General features: G+C 38.0%; 12 protein-coding genes and 1 pseudogene. 9 read left to right on the forward strand and 4 right to left on the reverse strand.

Features of this window, described 5'->3' with window-relative positions; translation table 11 throughout:
• Window positions 1–500: 500 nt before the first annotated feature.
• From GYM76_RS03355 to GYM76_RS03370, 4 genes are all read left to right on the forward strand, one after another.
• Window positions 501–1,844: a hypothetical protein gene (locus GYM76_RS03355; RefSeq protein ID WP_220225890.1), complete on the forward strand. Its 1,344-nt coding sequence runs from the start codon at window positions 501–503 to the stop codon at window positions 1,842–1,844.
• Between the two features lie 745 nt (window positions 1,845–2,589).
• On the forward strand, window positions 2,590–3,945 hold the full coding sequence (locus GYM76_RS03360) for a hypothetical protein (RefSeq protein ID WP_220225891.1): 1,356 nt from the start codon (window positions 2,590–2,592) through the stop codon (window positions 3,943–3,945).
• A 589-nt stretch (window positions 3,946–4,534) separates the two neighbouring features.
• Window positions 4,535–5,842: a hypothetical protein gene (locus tag GYM76_RS03365; RefSeq protein ID WP_220225892.1), complete on the forward strand. Its 1,308-nt coding sequence runs from the start codon at window positions 4,535–4,537 to the stop codon at window positions 5,840–5,842.
• A gap of 483 nt (window positions 5,843–6,325) precedes the next feature.
• A complete protein-coding gene (locus GYM76_RS03370) occupies window positions 6,326–7,858 on the forward strand; it encodes a hypothetical protein (protein WP_220225893.1) in 1,533 nt (510 codons plus the stop codon).
• Between the two features lie 722 nt (window positions 7,859–8,580).
• On the opposite strand, the gene GYM76_RS03375 is transcribed toward GYM76_RS03370, so the two are convergent.
• Window positions 8,581–8,736, reverse strand: a complete 156-nt coding sequence (locus tag GYM76_RS03375; protein ID WP_220225894.1) for a hypothetical protein — start codon at window positions 8,734–8,736, stop codon at window positions 8,581–8,583.
• 4 nt (window positions 8,737–8,740) lie between these two features.
• Between GYM76_RS03375 and GYM76_RS03380 the strand changes: the two genes are divergently transcribed.
• Window positions 8,741–9,811, forward strand: coding sequence for a hypothetical protein (locus GYM76_RS03380; RefSeq protein WP_220225895.1), 1,071 nt, complete (start codon window positions 8,741–8,743; stop codon window positions 9,809–9,811).
• A gap of 167 nt (window positions 9,812–9,978) precedes the next feature.
• Here the strand turns inward: GYM76_RS03380 and GYM76_RS03385 are convergent, their stop codons facing one another.
• Window positions 9,979–12,096 carry a TonB-dependent siderophore receptor gene (locus GYM76_RS03385; RefSeq protein WP_220225896.1) on the reverse strand — a complete coding sequence of 706 codons (2,118 nt, stop codon included), beginning with the start codon at window positions 12,094–12,096 and terminating at the stop codon, window positions 9,979–9,981.
• 244 nt (window positions 12,097–12,340) lie between these two features.
• Here GYM76_RS03385 and alr point away from each other — a divergent pair, with 244 nt between their 5' ends.
• Together alr and mltG are read left to right on the forward strand one after the other, a co-directional pair.
• Window positions 12,341–13,414 (forward strand): alanine racemase, encoded by a 1,074-nt coding sequence (gene alr / locus GYM76_RS03390; protein WP_220225897.1) that lies wholly within the window; start codon window positions 12,341–12,343, stop codon window positions 13,412–13,414.
• A gap of 6 nt (window positions 13,415–13,420) precedes the next feature.
• A complete protein-coding gene (mltG, locus tag GYM76_RS03395) occupies window positions 13,421–14,434 on the forward strand; it encodes an endolytic transglycosylase MltG (RefSeq protein ID WP_370632608.1) in 1,014 nt (337 codons plus the stop codon).
• Between the two features lie 44 nt (window positions 14,435–14,478).
• On the opposite strand, the gene GYM76_RS11075 is transcribed toward mltG, so the two are convergent.
• Entirely contained in the window at window positions 14,479–14,802 is a 324-nt protein-coding gene (locus tag GYM76_RS11075; protein WP_370632609.1) for a YqcC family protein, read from the reverse strand.
• A 3-nt stretch (window positions 14,803–14,805) separates the two neighbouring features.
• A pseudogene (gene ampD, locus GYM76_RS11080) lies at window positions 14,806–15,342 on the reverse strand (1,6-anhydro-N-acetylmuramyl-L-alanine amidase AmpD); the annotation flags it as partial.
• A gap of 175 nt (window positions 15,343–15,517) precedes the next feature.
• Between ampD and ppdD the strand changes: the two are divergent.
• Both ppdD and GYM76_RS03410 read left to right on the forward strand, forming a co-directional pair.
• On the forward strand, window positions 15,518–15,949 hold the full coding sequence (gene ppdD, locus GYM76_RS03405) for a prepilin peptidase-dependent pilin (RefSeq protein ID WP_220225900.1): 432 nt from the start codon (window positions 15,518–15,520) through the stop codon (window positions 15,947–15,949).
• 6 nt (window positions 15,950–15,955) lie between these two features.
• Window positions 15,956–17,074: an ATPase, T2SS/T4P/T4SS family gene (locus GYM76_RS03410; protein ID WP_220225901.1), complete on the forward strand. Its 1,119-nt coding sequence runs from the start codon at window positions 15,956–15,958 to the stop codon at window positions 17,072–17,074.
• The last annotated feature ends 1 nt before the right edge of the window (window position 17,075 follow it).

The following is a 17,075-nucleotide window of genomic DNA, read 5'->3' on the forward strand; positions in this document are numbered from 1 at the left end:
AAATTACGCATCACTCAGGTAAATTTTTTCAGAATCTTAATTATAGTTTTTTTAAGGTTTGTAAACGAGATGATTTTAATTAAAACAAGAGTTGGTCGATCCTTTCAAGATCTTTACTTGCGATCTTCTTTACGAATATTAACGATCCAAAACAAAAAAAGAATTGCATCGTATTTTTCCAGTAACTATACTCTTTTACCGTTTTAGCGGGATGGCTAAAATTCAAACAAAACCGTAAATAAATCAAAAATATACTTGACAGGATTGTCGCAGATGTTCTATAATTTTCAACAGGCAACAGGCAACAGGCAACTTGGCCAACCTCTAATTTAAATTCGCCAAAGTTAAGTTCCCAGCGTTTATTCTTCACCAAAGTTTATTTTTTCACGCAATTATGCGGAATTTTGCAAATTTTCTCGCGATCTTTTTTTCGATCCTACTTTAGATCCTTCTTGCGATCCTCTTTTCGATCTAATTTATTCCGGCAGATTTTTTTAGGTATGGCTGTTTTACTTTCTTTTACCAGCCATGCATTAACCTCTAAAACCTCAAATGTGATTCACGGTAATGCGCCGTATTTGACTTTCGATGGTGGTCGCACGCGAGCGGTTGATACTGATAGTCTGCTTAGTATTACTTTATCAAATGGTGTGCAATACACGCCTTCAACTAATACTTCATCTCCTGAAAATCCAATCGTGTTGCCTGTTGCTGGTCAAAGTTTTTCTGATATAGGCATGTTCGTTCCTACTGATACTAATTCAGTCGATTTAAGTGCTCTTATCGCTCCTCCTTATAATTACTGGGGGGATTATGATGGCGATTCAGACGTTACAGCTACAGGTTCTTTACGTGTATCTATCTCCTCTATAAGGCTAAGGACCGGTTCTAGATATTATTCACGTAGTACCGTGCTAGAGATTTGTACAGCACCTTATGAGGTTAGCTTATATAGTACTGGTGGTACTTTATCGACACGTTATGGGGTTCCTAGTAGTAGTACTTTCAATGCAAGTTATGTGACTTATTATGTTACTCCTAATCCTAATAATGAGCCAAAGGTTTGTTTTGCTGATCCAGCGGAGGATGTGTTTACACATGATGGTATTCGTACTTCGATGTGGGACCCTGCGTATGGTTTTCTTCCTCAGTCAACTGACTCATATGATAAGAACTTTCCGACTACAGGTGCCAACAACATGTCCTTTAATTTACGCCTTGCTGGTAATAATCAAGCATTGTCTTGGTCTCCTGTCTCGCGAGGTGGTATCACGGCGACTATGACCAATTCTACAGCGAAAGGCGTACGGGTTACCTTAACTGGCCCTGTTGCAACTGAATCCCAATGGAATTCCAGCAATCCTGGTCCTATTACTAAGCCTACTTTGCCTCAGACATTCGAGTTAGTTGGTCGAGATAGTAGTGGTAAAGCTATCGTTAAATATGGTTTTACATTAAAACAATGGTTTGTCAACCGAGGTAAAGGCTATTACTCCTATCCTAGTATGGAGTCCTGGTGTAATAGTATTGGTTATCGTATGCCTACGATTAAAGATTTAACTAATGCAAAAGGTTATGAAGCGACTGGTGCTGAACCTTCATCATCTTATGGTGTTTATTATCAGCATAGCATTGGTGCTGGCTTTATTGCGGAGTGGGGTAATCTAGGCCTATATAAAGATGCTAACTTTAGTACTAACAACTCTTATCCTAACAAGCTCTGGACCAATGTTATAGCTCCTTACTACGATAATCGGTTTGTTGTTTATCTTGATGATGGCGGTATATATTGGGCTTATATTGGCTCTGATATCACTTTGAAAGGGCTTTGTACTTTACCTTAGTATCATCCATCGTGCGATAAAAAGCGATTTTGTGGTTTAGCCTCCCCCGTACATCATCATCCCTCAACAGGGGGGGGATTTTTTGAGCAATAGTAGTTTCAGCGTTTAAAATTCCACCTTGCAATGTTGCCATATGAATCATTTGGCTCTAAATGATGATGTGTTTTAATTATTTTTATATCAGAAAAGTTGAGGAGCGGGGTTTTTGAGGTTCCAAATTTCGATTAAAAATTATCAAATTATCAAAATTACTCATCACTCAGGTAAATTTTTTCAGGATCTTAATTATAGTTTTTTAAAGGTTTGTAAGGAAGATGATTTTAATTAAAACAATAGATAGTCGATCCTTTCAAGATCTTTACTTGCGATCTTCTTTACGAATATTAACGATCCAAAACAAAAAAAGAATTGCATCGTATTTTTCCAGTAACTATACTCTTTTACCGTTTTAGCGGGATGGCTAAAATTCAAACAAAACCGTAAATAAATCAAAAATATACTTGACAGGATAGTCGAATATGTTCTATAATTTTCAACAGGCAACAGGCAACAGGCAACTTGGCCAACCTCTAATTTAAATTCGCCAAAGTTAAGTTCCCAGCGTTTATTCTTCACCAAAGTTTATTTTTTCACGCAATTATGCGGAATTTTGCAAATTTTCTCGCGATCTTTTTTTCGATCCTACTATAGATCCTTCTTGCGATCCTCTTTTCGATCTAATTTATTCCGGCAGATTTTTTTAGGTGTGGCTATTTTACCTTCTTTTTCCAGCCATGCATTAACCTCTAAAACCTCGAATGTGATTCACGGTAATGCGCCGTATTTAACTTTTGATGGTGGTCGTACTCGCGTTGTTGATACAAATGGGCTGCTTGGTATTACTCTATCTGATGGTACACAATACACGCCTTTAAATAATACCTCATCTACAACGCCAATCGTCTTGCCTGATGAAGAGCAAAGTTTTGCTGATATAGACATGTTTGTTCCAACTGATACTGATTCAGTCGCTTTAAGTTCTCTTATCGGTCCTCCTAATAATTATTGGGGGGATGATGATGGTGATAATGACGTTACTGTTACTGGTTCTTTAAGTTTATCTATCGTCGATAATAACAATCAAGCTGTATCACGTAATTCCGTATTAACGATTTGTAATTCTCCTTATAGGGTTACGTTATCAAGTACTAACGGCACATTATCCACACGTTATGGCGTTCCTAATAGTAGTGATTTCAGTGCCAATGTTGTGACGTATTTCGTTAATCCTAAGGCTACGTCGATGGTTTGTTTCACCAGACCTAATTTAAAAAATGCTAAGCTTGGTGATGATATTTTGTTCCCATATCATGATTATGCTGGTCCGTCTTTTATGTGGGACCCTGCTAATGGTTTTATCCCTCAGTCAACTGACCCTTCACGTTATGGTTCAAACTTTCCTACTACTGGCGCTAATGGACTGTACTTTGACTTAGATATTAAAGGTGTTAGTCAACCTTTGTCTTGGTCTTCATTATCTCAGGGGGGAATCACAGTTACAATGTCTAATTCAACTGCTGCAAGCGTACGTGTTACTTTAACGGGTCCTTTCGCTACCGAATTCCAGCATAATTCAGACAATCCTGGTCTTATTTCCAAACCTATTTTGCCTCAGACCTTTGAGTTGGTCGGTCGTGATGGTCAAGGTAATCCTGTTATTAAATATGGTTTCACATTGAAGCAGTGGTTCGTCAACCGTGGTACTAAGTGGGACGATTATTCTCCTGCCTTATCTTGGTGTAATAGTATTGGTTATCGAATGCCTCTCATAAAGGATTTAACCAATGCAACTTGTCGTGGTAAACATTCAGGCGATTGGTGTGAAGGTTTCGTCGGCGCCACACCTTCCTCACCTGGTAATTATTTCCAACGTAGAATTGGCTCTGGCTTTTTCAATGAGTGGGGTCCTCTTAGCGACTTTGGCGTTGGCTTCACCCATGACTCTTGGTACTGGACTAGTGACGTGAATGGTAGTAGTTTGCGGCATGTCGTGCAAACCTTCCACGGTGGTGTGGATAGGCGCACCGACAGCCCCCATGCCTCGCTCTGCTCATATCCTTAGTATTTATTTCTTCTTCCTTAAGCCTTAAAACTTGGGGGTATAAAGGAGTAGTTAAATTATTAAGAAATATTTGAATTGAAGAGTCAAGGTAGTTTTCAGATAAAAATTGATTTTGTGGTTTAGCCCCTCCGGATATCATCATCCCTCAACCGGGGGGGATTTTTAAAGTGTTTAACTGTCAAAAAGTTGAGGAACGGGGTTTTTGAAATTCAAGATTCCACTTGAAAATTATTAAATTATCAAAATCACTAATTTTGAATACTTAAATATAATTTTTTATGGATTATTAATACTAATTTTTAAATGTTTATAAAGATGATGTTCATTAATGAAAAAAGTAAATAAATTAGAAATATACTTAATAGGATTGTTGTGCATGTTCGATAATTTTCAAAAGACAACTTGGTCAACCTCTAATTTAAATTCGTCAAAGTTAAGTTCCCAGCGTTTATTCTTCACCAAAGTTTATTTTTTCACGCAATTATGCGGAATTTTGCAAATTTTCTCGCGATCTTTTTTTCGATCCTACTTTAGATCCTTCTTGCGATCCTCTTTTCGATCTAATTTATTCCGGCAGATTTTTTTAGGTATGGCTGTTTTACTTTCTTTTACCAGCCATGCATTAACCTCTAAAACCTCGAATTATATTCAGGGTAGTGCACCTTATTTGACTTTCGATGGTGGTCGTACTCGTGTGGTAGATGTTAACGGTCTGCTTGGTATTACACTTTCTGATGGAACTCGGTACACGCCTTCTACCAATTCATCATCTACAACGCCAATCGTCTTGCCGGTTGCGGGTCAGAGTTTTGCTGATATAGGTATGTTCGTTCCTACTAATACTAATTCAGTTGGTTTAGGAGAACTTATTAGTCCCCCTTATAACTATTGGGGGGATGATGATGGAGATACTGATGTTACTGCTATGGGTTATTTACATTTATCTATCGTCGATAACAGCGGTCAAGCTGTTTCACGTAGTACCGTGCCAGAGATTTGTAAGGCACCTTATCTTGTTACCTTATCTAGTACTGACGTTATATTCTATACTCGTTACGGAATTCCTAATCGTAATACCTTCAGTGCAGGTCGTGTGACTTATTATGTTAATCCTAAGGCGGCTGAGGTTTGTTTTGCTAAGCCTAATCTGAATTACTATTCGACTAAGTGGCCTTCGATGTTTGACTCTCGTTATGGTTTTCTTACTCAGTCAACTGACCCATCTCGTTATGGTTCAAACTTTCCTACTACTGGCGCTAATGGACTGTACTTTGACTTAGATATTAGAGGTGTTAGTCAACCTTTGTCTTGGTCTTCATTATCTCAGGGGGGAATCACAGTTACAATGTCTAATTCAACTGCTGCAAGCGTACGTGTTACTTTAACAGGTCCTTTCGCTACCGAATCCCAGCATAATTCAGCCAATCCTGGTCTTATTTCCAAACCTATTTTGCCTCAGACCTTTGAGTTGGTCGGTCGTGATGGTCAAGGTAATCCTGTTATTAAATATGGTTTCACATTGAAGCAGTGGTTCGTCAACCGTGGTACTAAGTGGGACAATTATCCTAATACATTATCCTGGTGTAATCGTACAGGCTATCGCCTTGTTAAGATAAAGGATATAACAAATGCAAAATATGTGGCTCGTTCAGATGTAATCATACCTGGCGCCATGCCTACCTCAGATTTTTTTCTTTACATGCGTTATATTGGTGCTGGTTTTTCCTCGGAGTGGGGGCGTGTGAACAATATTTCAGACATTGGCTTCACCCCTATCAACCATTGGATTTGGACTAGTGACTCGGATGGTAATGGTCCGTTTATCGTAAACATTACCAACGGTGGTGTGGATTGGTACAACAACAACTATACCTACGGGCTTTGCACTTATCCTTAGTATTTATTCCTTCTTCCTTAAGCTTTAAAGTTTGAGGGGGTAAAGATGGCGTTAAATTATCAAGGAATAGTTGACCTTAAGAATCAAGGTAGTTGTCAAATAAAAAAGTGATTTAGTAGTTTAGCCTCCCCCGTACATCATCATCCCTCAACCGGGGGGGGGATTTTTTTAGGGCATGGGTTGAAGTTCTAAATACCGATTAAAAATTATTAAATGATTAATCACTCAGATAAATTTTTTAAGGATCATTAATTAAGGTCTTTAAATGTTTGTAAAGATGAAATTTTTAATCAAAACAGTAGTTAGCTAATTATTGTTTAGATCCTTCTAGGATCTTCTTAACGAATGTTAACGATCCAAAATAAAAAAAGTATTGCATCGTATTTTTCCAGTAACTATACTCTTCGAAAATTTTGGCTGGATGGCTAAAATTCAAGCAAAACATTAAATAAATCAAAAATATACTTGACAGGATTGTCGCATATGTTCTATAATTTCCAACAGGCAACAGGCAACAGGCCAACTTGGTCAACCTCTAATTTAAATTCGTCAAATTCAAACTCCCAGCATCTTTTTTTTCATTCCAGCTTATTAGTCGACGAAAATTTAAGATCGCCTAGTCGATCGTTGTGGCGATCGTCATTTGGATCATCTCGTCGATCATCTCTCGGATCTAAATTACTCCGACAGATCTTTTTACCGCCCGTTCTTTTGCTAATACCTTTTTATTCTAGCCATGCATTAACGGCTAAAACCTCGAATATGATTCGCGGTAATGCGCCTTATTTAACTTTCGATGGTGGTAAGACACGTGTTCTTAATATTGAAGCTTTGCTCGGTATTACGCTATCTAACGGAAAACAGTACACGACTACAACGAATACTTCATCATCTTCAAACCCCATTGAGTTACCGGTTGCAGGTCAAAGTTTTGCTGATATAGATATGATCGTTCCAACGAATGTCGATTTAATCAATTTAAAAACGCTTATTGGTCCTCCCAATAATTATTGGGGGGATGATGATGGTGATGATGAGATTAAGGTTAATGGTTTTTTAGAGTTATCTCTCGTTGATTATAGAAATAGAACAGTATCACGTAATACAGTGTTAAGGCCTTGTAACGCGCCTTATGAGGTTATATTAACTAATACAAATGGTACATTAACAACGCGTTATGGTATTCCAAATAGTAGTGATTTCAATCCTAGTCGGGTCACTTATTTTGTCAAACCTAAGGGGCAGGAAATTTGTTTTGCCACTCCAAGTCTATCTTTCGAAGGCAATGGAGGTGTAAAAGCGGGTCCACCTGAAATTTTTGATCCATCTCTTGGTTTTTTGCCTCAGTCAACTGACTCATATGGTAAGAACTTTCCGACTACAGGTGCTAACAACATGTACTTTGATTTAAGCATTGCTGGTAATAAACAAGCATTGTCTTGGTCTCCTGTCTCGCGAGGTGGTATCACGGCGACTATGACCAATTCTACAGCGACAGGCGTACGGGTTACCTTAACTGGCCCTGTTGCAACTGAATCCCAATGGAATTCCAGCAATCCTGGTCCTATTACTAAGCCTACTTTGCCTCAGACATTCGAGTTAGTTGGTCGAGATAGTAGTGGTAAAGCTATCGTTAAATATGGTTTTACGTTAAAACAATGGTTTGTCAACCGAGGTAAAACTTATTACAGCTATCCTAGCATGGAATCCTGGTGTAATAGTATTGGTTATCGCCTGCCTAAAGTTAAGGATTTAACTAATGCAAAACGTTATGAAATTATTGGTGGTACACCTTCATCATCAGGTGATTATTATATGCGTACAATTGGTGCAGGCTTGCTTGCGGAGTGGGGTAATATAGGCAAATATGATCGAACCAACTTTGACGCCGTCCAATGGTACTGGACCAGTGATGTAAAAGGTTTGAGCCGGTTCGTCGTTTTTCCTAAAGATGGTCATGTACATTGGGCTGAACCCTCGTATGATAAATCGGTAGGGCTTTGCACTTTGCCTTAGCATGGTCGTACAATAAAAGCAATTTTGTGGGCATAGCTCACATAAACCCCACCTTGGTGGGGTTATTTTTGCGTTTTTTATTGCAATAAAGTTGAGGAGCGGGGTTTTTGGCATTTAAAACCCTACCTTAAAATCAATAAATGAACAAAATTTAAATAAAATTAAATTTTCTCGGGATTAAAAACCATAATTTTAAAGATTTGTAAAGTTCGCTTTTATCAATTAAAACATAACCTAGATAGTAATTATTTAGATCTTTTTCTGATCATATTTACAAAAGTTAACGATCTAGAGTGAAATAATTATTGCGTCATATTCTTCCAATCACTATACTTCTAGATCACTTTAGCTGAATAGCTAAAGTTTAATCAATAAACAAAAAATAGTAAATAAATCATAAAATTACTTGACAGGATAGTCGAATATGTTCTATAATTTTCAACAGGCAACAGGCAACAGGCAACTTGGCCAACCTATAATTTAAATTCGCCAAATTTAAACTCTCAGCCTCTTTTTTTACACTTCAGTTTATTAATTGACAAAAATTTAAGATCACGCAGTCGATCGTCGTTCCGATCGTCATTTGGATCATTTTGTCGATCTAAATTATTTCGAGAGATCTTTTTACCGCTAGGCCTTTTACTCATACCTTTTTATTCCAGCTATGCATTAACTTCACAGACAACAAGAAATCATATTCAGGGTAGTGCGCCTTATTTTGTTTATAAAAATGTCGGCGCTAGCATACTTGCGGTTGATACTGATGGTTTACTCAGTATTGCTTTTAACAATGGTGTGCAATACACGCCTTCAACTAATACTTCATCTCCTGAAAATCCAATCGTCTTGCCTATTGCTAACCAACCTGTTAGTGGCATTCACATGTTTATTCCAGTTGACAAAGATTCAGTGGAATTCAGTATGCTTGGTTGGAAGGATGATGATGGCGATACAGACGTTACAGCTACAGGTACTTTAAGTTTATCTGTCACCGATAAATACAACCGAGCTGTACCACGTGATCGAACATTAGGGCCTTGTGGTGCCCCTTATCGTCTTAAATTAACCAGTACGAATGGTTCTCTATCCACACGTTATGGGGTTCCACGTAGTCGTAGTTTCAATGCAAGTAGTGTGACTTATTATGTTACTCCTAACCCTAAGACTGAACCAGAGGTTTGTTTTGCCAAACCCGTTTCGGTTGCAGATGAACCTAATAACGATGGTCCATCTTCTATTTGGAACCGTTATAAGGGTTTTTTCACTCAGGATACTAGGCCTGATTATTATGGTAAAAACTTTCCGACTACGGGTGCTAATAACATGTACTTTGATTTAGAAATTGCTGGTAATAGTCAGCTATTGGCTTGGTCTTCTGTCACTCGGGGAGGTATTACTGCTACTGTGGGCAATTTTACACCGACAAGCGTACGGGTTACCTTAACCGGTCCAGTTGCGAAGGCATCCCAATGGAATTCTAACAATCCTGGTCTTATTGCTAAGCCTACTTTGCCGCAGACTTTCGAGTTAATAGGTCATTATGTCCATAATGGTAAGAAAGCTGTCAAGTATGGATTTGAGATAAAACAATGGTTTGTCTACCGAGGTAAAGGTTTTTATACCTATTCTAATATGGAGTCTTGGTGTAATAAAATTGGTTATCGTATGCCTACGGTTAAAGATTTAACTAATGCAAAACGTTATGAAGTGACTGGTGCTACACCTTCCTCATCAGGTGATTATTATCAGCGTAGAATTGGTGCTAGCTTTATTGCGGAGTGGGGTAATCTAAGCAAATATGAAAAAGCCGACTTTGGTGTTACCAGGTTCTGGACCAATGTTATAGGTCCTGGCAGCAATAATCGGTATGTTGTTTACCCTGAGGATGGTCATATACATTGGTTTTATACTGGCTATGAAAGCATTTTGGAAGGGATTTGTACTTTACCTTAGCATCATTACTTGGGTGAAAAAATAATTATATTCACTAAAGAATCGAAAATTCAACGTAATCGAGCGATAACAAGCAATTTTATAGTGTCTAACTCTTAAACCATCCGCCCCAACTAGGGCGGATTTTTTTAGGCATAGGGATTCTTTTGCCTTGCTATATCGCAGCTTTAGAATTTCATACTGGCGCTAATGATAGCGTGGAATTTAGCTGCTGGTATTGATTCGTAAGCTGTGGTGTAGTTTCTGTTTAAGATATTGTTGAGGTCTAACCCAATATGGTACTGGCGATTAGCGCCAAATGAGGTTGTGGTTGATAAGTTTAATGTTGACCATCCGCTGTAGTGATAAACAGATGAATCACCGCGTTTTGTTGCGTTGGTGGCAAATCGCATAAATAGGTCTGAATCAATATCAAATTTATCAAAATAAGCTGTATGTTTTATCCCTGCACTCCCTGTAAAGCGTGGGTTGCCGGTGTCACGAGTGCTGTAGGTATCTGTCTCGATTTTACGGCTTAGGTAATTCCCTTTTAGATAAGGATTCACCGGAAGGTCTAGGTATTCAACACTTAATTCTAAGCCATGGGTTTTGGCTTTGTTGGCATTGCCATAATAAGTAATAGAACGTCCGGATGCGCCACTACAAATCGATGAGCCATTACAGTTCATTTGAGTGATATAGTCTTTTGCATCCGAGAAGTAGATCGCCCCATCAACTAATAATTTGTTATTGTTATAACGTAAACCAATTTCGTAGTTGTTGGATTTTTCAGCTTTTAGATGCGAGTTTCCATAAATCGTTTGCGAAGCAGCCGAGGTGACGGCATAAAGATGTGCAAGGGTTGGGTAAACATAACCTTGTGCAAACGAGGCTCTTAGTTGGGTGTTTTTAAAACCTGAGTAGGTTAATCCTGACGATACAACAAAGTTGTTATCATGAGTTTTCTTTTTTCGATCGATACTGTGGCTGGTTGTTGCCGATCCCATAACCGGGATTTTATTTATGGTGGTATTGCCGTTTTTTAGTTTTGATTCGACCCAATATTTACGAGCACCAAGATTCCAAGAGATATCATCGGTTATTGCCCAATCATTTTGCCCAAATAGTGCGATACTCGATTGTTGCCATTTGTTAGTTAGGTATTTATGTTGGGTATAACTAGCTGGTGGTGCAGGCATTTTTGATATCACGACATTATGTGAGTCTTGGTCAACATTATCTTGTTGATACTGTACACCAGCAATTAATGTCATATCTTTATGTGGTTGCATGTCTGATTGGAATGTCATGCCATAGGTTTTTTGTTCGTCATTGGTGGCCGTGTTGGTCGTTACTTTCATTATCGGTCTAGGTGATACTACGACATGGTTTCTAAATTGACGATTTAGTTTTTGGGCGTAAGCATCATAATGCAGTTTTTTTAAGAAACCTGCTTCAACGTCATAATCATAAAAGAATCCCACTTTTTCACGTTTTAGTAGTGGAATGTTTACCCAAAACTCTTTTATTTCTGGTGAGTTATCATCGGTGTAGGTTTTGGTATTCAGTTTATAACGATCTAATGATATACCAAATTTGTGTTTATCCAGATTGAGTCCTAACCATGAGCTTATGCTGTTATTATCAAAGTCGGTATCATGCAGTTTGCCTTGATACGCTTTGCGATCATTGTTTTCAGAGTAGGTTCCACTAATTCGGTAATCAAATATTTCATCAATCGTGCCGTTTACCGTGCCCATTTCGGTAAAGCCATTGGTTGATTGGTTATAGATTAATTTGGCATCTCCAGTTAGTGGTTTTCCATCTTTACTTCCTTTACGGGTTATAAAGTTAACCACGCCACCAATCGCTTGCGAGCCATATAATACTGAGTGAGGCCCTTTAATCACTTCGATGCGTTCAACTGATTCCATGTCGATTAATACACCAGCACTTGAACCGTGTCCGGAACGATGATAAGTCACTTCTTGACCATCAATTAACATTAATATACGCGAAGGCGCTTCACCACGAATCATGATTTGTTTGCGTCCTGCTAGTGCGTTATCGGTAATTTCAACGCCTGGAATATCACGCAGTGCTTCAACCACAGAATCGCCATTGAGTTTTTCAATCTCGTCACGGTTGACTGCATTAACAGATACTGAGCTATCCCATACTGTCTTTTCATTCCGATCAGCGGTAACGATAATGGTATCTTGTGGATTGCCTTTTTTTTCTTCTGCATAACTATCTGCACAAAAACAGATGGTTAATATTGCAACATAATGTAATTTTGGGGTCATAAAACTTCTCTTTGTCTCTTTTGTATAACGTTGTATTGATATAAAACGCAAATGATAATCATTATTATTATTGATGTAAATAATTAAATTAATTCGAATTGTATTAATTGCGAGGATAAGTGTGGATTTTTTAACTTTGTCACATTTTTAACAACAAAATCACGCAAATTGCCGATTTTTTATTTGTGATTATCGATAACAAATTTTACAATAACCATTCAATATATAAGTTAGGTTATGCAAAATGTCTATTGCTGTTGTAGAAGTTAATCGTAAATCAATTTTACACAATGTTGAATTTTTTAAACAAAAATCTCCAAACTGTACTTTAATGGCAGTGGTTAAAGCGAATGCTTATGGCCATGGCATGGAAGGGGTTGCTCAGTTGTTGGATGGTAAAGTTGATTGTTTTGGTGTTGCACGAGTTTCAGAAGCAATAGCTTTGCGTCAAGTTGGTATTCGTGGTCCTATCGTGCTTTTGGAAGGTTTTTTTCCGCATGATGATATTAACGATTTGCTTGATTTTAATTTGCAACCAGTTATCCATTCAAGTTGGCAAATCGATGTTTTAAATACGATCCCTTTTGCAAATGAGATCACAGTTTGGTTTAAGATTGACACTGGTATGCACCGTTTAGGTTTTCATATTGATGAAGCAATAAACGAGTTTCATCGTTTAGCTAGCTGTAAAGCTGTTCGCCAGCCGATCAATATTATTAGTCATTTTAGTAGTGCAGATGAGTTAGGTTCTTCACAAACCAATACGCAAATAGCACGTTTTAATGAATTTGCTCGTTCAGTTAATGGCTGTCAACAATCGATTGCAGCATCAGGTGGTTTGCTTGCTTGGCCTGATTCTCATCTTGATATGATTCGAGTTGGTATTGCGTTATATGGGGTTTCGCCATTTTCTGATGCAGTCGCTGATTTACAACCCGCTATGACGCTCAAATCTGAATTAATCGCAGTACGTAAGCACGAAAAAGGACAATCAGTTGGTTATGGTCAAACTTGGACAAGTGAAAGTGACACTGTACTAGGGGTTGTGGCGATGGGATATGGTGATGGTTATCCGCGCGATATTCCAGAAAATACACCCGTGAGTATTAATGGTCGCTTGGTACCGATTGTTGGTCGTGTTTCTATGGATATGATTGTGGTCAATTTAGGACAACACTGCCAGGATAAACCCGGCGACGAAGTCATTTTTTGGGGCAAGGAGTTGCCGGTTGAACAAATCGCTAAGCACACGGGAATGAGTGCTTATGAGTTATTAACGCGCTTAACTTCACGCGCAAAAATTCGTTATAAAGACTAGGTTATGATTAAAAAATTTATTTTGTATACGTTACTGACGGTAGTTTTACTCGTCGGTGGTTCATTAGCTATTGGTTATTATTATTTACAACAATTTTCTAAGCAACATATGAATGTCACGGCTGATAATCAGATGTTTGTGTTGAAAAAAGGCACCTCTTTGCATCAATTAGTTGAGCAAGTTAAGGAGAGTGATTTAATGCAACAAGCGTATTTGTTGCCTTATTTGTATAAACTCAATCCCTCTTTAAGTTCGATTAAAGCGGGAACTTATCAATTACATCCTCATATGACTGTTGATGAGTTTTTAAAATTGTTGGTGTCGGGTAAAGAGAGCAGTTTTTTTGTGCAATTTGTTGAAGGTAAGCGTGCTAAGGATTGGTTAAGTGTGCTTAGTAATACGCCTTATATCAAGCAAACATTGACCGGTAAGTCACATGATGAGATTGCGAAGATATTGGGCATTGATGATGGAAAATTGGAAGGTTGGTTATCACCAGATACATATCAATATACCGCAGATAGTTTAGATATTAATATTCTTAAGCGCGCCCATTTGACTATGAAAAACAATCTACAAAAAGTGTGGGATAATCGCGATAAAGATCTGCCTTATAAAACACCTTATGAGTTGCTGATTATTGCCTCGATTATTGAAAAAGAAACAGGCATAGGCTCTGAACGTGCTAATGTTGCTTCGGTTTTTGTTAATCGTTTAAAAGCAAATATGAAGTTGCAAACCGATCCAACCATTATTTATGGGTTAGGGGATAATTATACGGGTACGATTAGGCGTGTTGATTTGACTGATACCAATAATCCTTATAATACTTATGTGATTGAGGGGCTACCACCAACACCAATTGCTATGCCAAGTTTAGCATCACTTGAAGCAGCCGCACATCCAGCTAAAACGAATTATCTATTCTTTGTTGCTAATGGTACTGGTGGCCATACATTTAGTAGCAATTATAGTAATCATCAACAAGCGGTTAATGAATACCGCAGAATGAACAATTAATTTTTCAATTTTACAGCCACGGTTGTGGCCGTCTCTCTTTTCGATTATTCATCTGTTGACCGAGTGGTGGTTAATTCATCAAGTTGTTTAATTAGCGCTAATAAATCATCTACCTCTATTTCTTGCTGTTTGAATGCCTCTTCAAAATATGGGTGAAGAGCAAATTTAGGTATTTCGCTTTTAGCATCGATTAACGCCTGTATGCGCGGAATAAAGATCCACTGTAACCATTCATGCGGTTGCATGGTGTCGAGTGCAAATGGCTGCTCACTTAAAAAAGCTTCTGCCTCAGGGGGTGAGGGTTGCCATAAGTTAAGGTTTTGCAGTTCATCTTTAATTAAGTTCAGTTGTATTGAAATTGTTTTCATATTAATCAGTGTTTGATAATAATTCCAATCAAAATAAGGACCAGGATCGGTTTTGCGATCTGGGGCGATGTCACTATGTCCAGTTATATTTTCGATTGGGTAGGTTTGTTGTAATAGTATGGTAACGTTGGCAAGTTGCTGGTATTGTGCCTCGGTAAAGTTGTCGGTATCACATCCTTCCATTTCTATGCCAATTGAGAAGTCGTTGCAGTTTTCTTTATCTTCAAATACTGATTTACCTGCGTGCCAAGCACGTTTATTAAATGGCACAAATTGAATAATTTCGCCATCGCGTCTTATAAATAGGTGACTTGATACTTGTAATTTATAGATATCGGCAAAATAAGGGTGCTGATTCGGATCGAGCTTACCGGTAAAAAGTTGTTCAACATAAGGACCGCCATATTGGTTGGGTGGCAGGCTAATATTATGAATAACTAATAATGTGATGGGGTCAGTGCGATCATTATAATACGGCGATTTGACCTGTTTGATATTGCTTATCCAACCATCAACTATTTTTAACACTTTCAAGGTCATTATGGCTCCAATAGTGTGTATTGCGATCTTGTTCACAACTTTGATTAATACAATGTTGATTGTGGTAATCAATTTGTATTTTAACTTCCAAATCTTTTATCTGGTTATTATTTCATTTTTTCAGTTTGCTATAAAGTCACTCTATCTATCATTTGATTAATCTTTAGAGGAATTTATGTACAAGCAGTCTGGATTTACCTTATTTGAGTTAATGATCGCCATTGTGGTAGTCGCCATTTTAACAGCTATCGGTTTGCCAGCCTATCAAAGTTATGTCAAAAAGGCCGCTTTAACCGATATGCTTCAATCAATGACAGCCTATAAAACAGCGATTGAAATTTGTGCTATTGAGCAGGGCGCATTAAATAAATGTAATGCTGGAGCAAATGGTGTGCCCACGACAAGATCGACTAACTATGTTACTTCGATCAATGTTACTAATGGCGTGATTACTATTGTCGGTAAGAGCGCGTTATCTAACTTAACCACAACTTTAACACCTAAGTTGAACTCATCGTTAGGCAATTTAGATTGGTCACGTACCTGTGTCACCAATCCTGTTGATGACAGTTTAAAAGCTGCTTGTGAAGATATTTTTAAATTTTAATAAATTATGATGCAAGAAGATCAATTGGTTGAAAGTCTCGATAAGCTATTATTATCAGCACTGGATAAGCGAGCATCTGATATTCATTTCGAGCCTTATCAAAATTACTATCGAATACGCATGAGAATTGATGGCGTTTTGCAAAATAGGCTAATACCACCACTTAGCCTTGCTAAGCAGATCACCGCCCGATTAAAAATTATGGCTAATTTAAATATTGCTGAACACCGCTTACCGCAAGATGGTCAATTGGTAATTAATAACTATGCAATGCGAATTGCTACCTTGCCGGTGATCAATGGTGAAAAGATTGTATTGCGGGTTATGGATAATCATGAATCTGAGCTAACCATTAATGATTTAGGATTAACCGAACAAGATCTTCTCACACTTAAACAGATTTTAGATTATCCGCAAGGGTTGATTTTGGTTACTGGCCCAACCGGCAGTGGTAAAACTATGACTTTATATAGTGCGTTAAAGCATCTAAATAAAGCTGAATGTAATATTTGTTGTGTTGAAGATCCGATCGAAATACCTTTAGAAGGTATTAATCAAACTGCGATTAATCATAAAGCCGGTCTAACTTTTTCGGTGATATTACGCGCTTTATTGCGCCAAGATCCAGACGTGATGATGATTGGCGAAATTCGTGACCATGAAACTGCCGAAATTGCCATTCAAGCAGCTCAAACAGGCCATTTAGTATTATCCACTTTGCATACTAATTCGAGTGTTGAAGCAATAGTTCGGTTAAATCAAATGGGCATCAAAAATTATCTTTTATCGTCCAGTTTGAAATTGGTTATCGCTCAACGCTTGGTACGAAAGCTCTGCCAACATTGCAAAGTCGTTGCTAGTGAACTAACCCTTATTGATAATCAACCTTCACCACACTTTATCGCCATGGGGTGTGACAAGTGTGTTGGTGGTTATTTAGGCCGAGTAGGTGTATATGAACTGTTAATGGTGACCCCAGAAGTGCAACAACAGATTATAACTAATCAACCAATCTCACCCCAAAATAGAGTCACATTACTGCAAGCTGGCTTTAAGTTAGTACAACAAGGTATCACTACTTTGGCTGAACTAAATCGGGTTTTAGGTGAAGTTGTCATTGGGTGAT

It is taken from the genome of Gilliamella sp. ESL0443 (genome assembly GCF_019469165.1).
GTDB lineage: Bacteria > Pseudomonadota > Gammaproteobacteria > Enterobacterales > Orbaceae > Gilliamella > Gilliamella apicola_E.

Bases quoted from the DNA above. Each gene is read 5' to 3' on its own strand.
- GYM76_RS03355 (WP_220225890.1), top strand. From the start codon at position 501: ATGGCTGTTTTACTTTCTTTTACCAGCCATGCATTAACCTCTAAAACC.
- GYM76_RS03365 (WP_220225892.1), top strand. From the start codon at position 4,535: ATGGCTGTTTTACTTTCTTTTACCAGCCATGCATTAACCTCTAAAACC.
- GYM76_RS03370 (WP_220225893.1), top strand. From the start codon at position 6,326: ATGTTCTATAATTTCCAACAGGCAACAGGCAACAGGCCAACTTGGTCA.
- GYM76_RS03375 (WP_220225894.1), bottom strand. From the start codon at position 8,736: ATGCCACTAACAGGTTGGTTAGCAATAGGCAAGACGATTGGATTTTCA.
- GYM76_RS03380 (WP_220225895.1), top strand. From the start codon at position 8,741: ATGTTTATTCCAGTTGACAAAGATTCAGTGGAATTCAGTATGCTTGGT.
- GYM76_RS03385 (WP_220225896.1), bottom strand. From the start codon at position 12,096: ATGACCCCAAAATTACATTATGTTGCAATATTAACCATCTGTTTTTGT.
- alr (WP_220225897.1), top strand. From the start codon at position 12,341: ATGTCTATTGCTGTTGTAGAAGTTAATCGTAAATCAATTTTACACAAT.
- GYM76_RS11075 (WP_370632609.1), bottom strand. From the start codon at position 14,802: ATGAAAACAATTTCAATACAACTGAACTTAATTAAAGATGAACTGCAA.
- ppdD (WP_220225900.1), top strand. From the start codon at position 15,518: ATGTACAAGCAGTCTGGATTTACCTTATTTGAGTTAATGATCGCCATT.
- GYM76_RS03410 (WP_220225901.1), top strand. From the start codon at position 15,956: ATGATGCAAGAAGATCAATTGGTTGAAAGTCTCGATAAGCTATTATTA.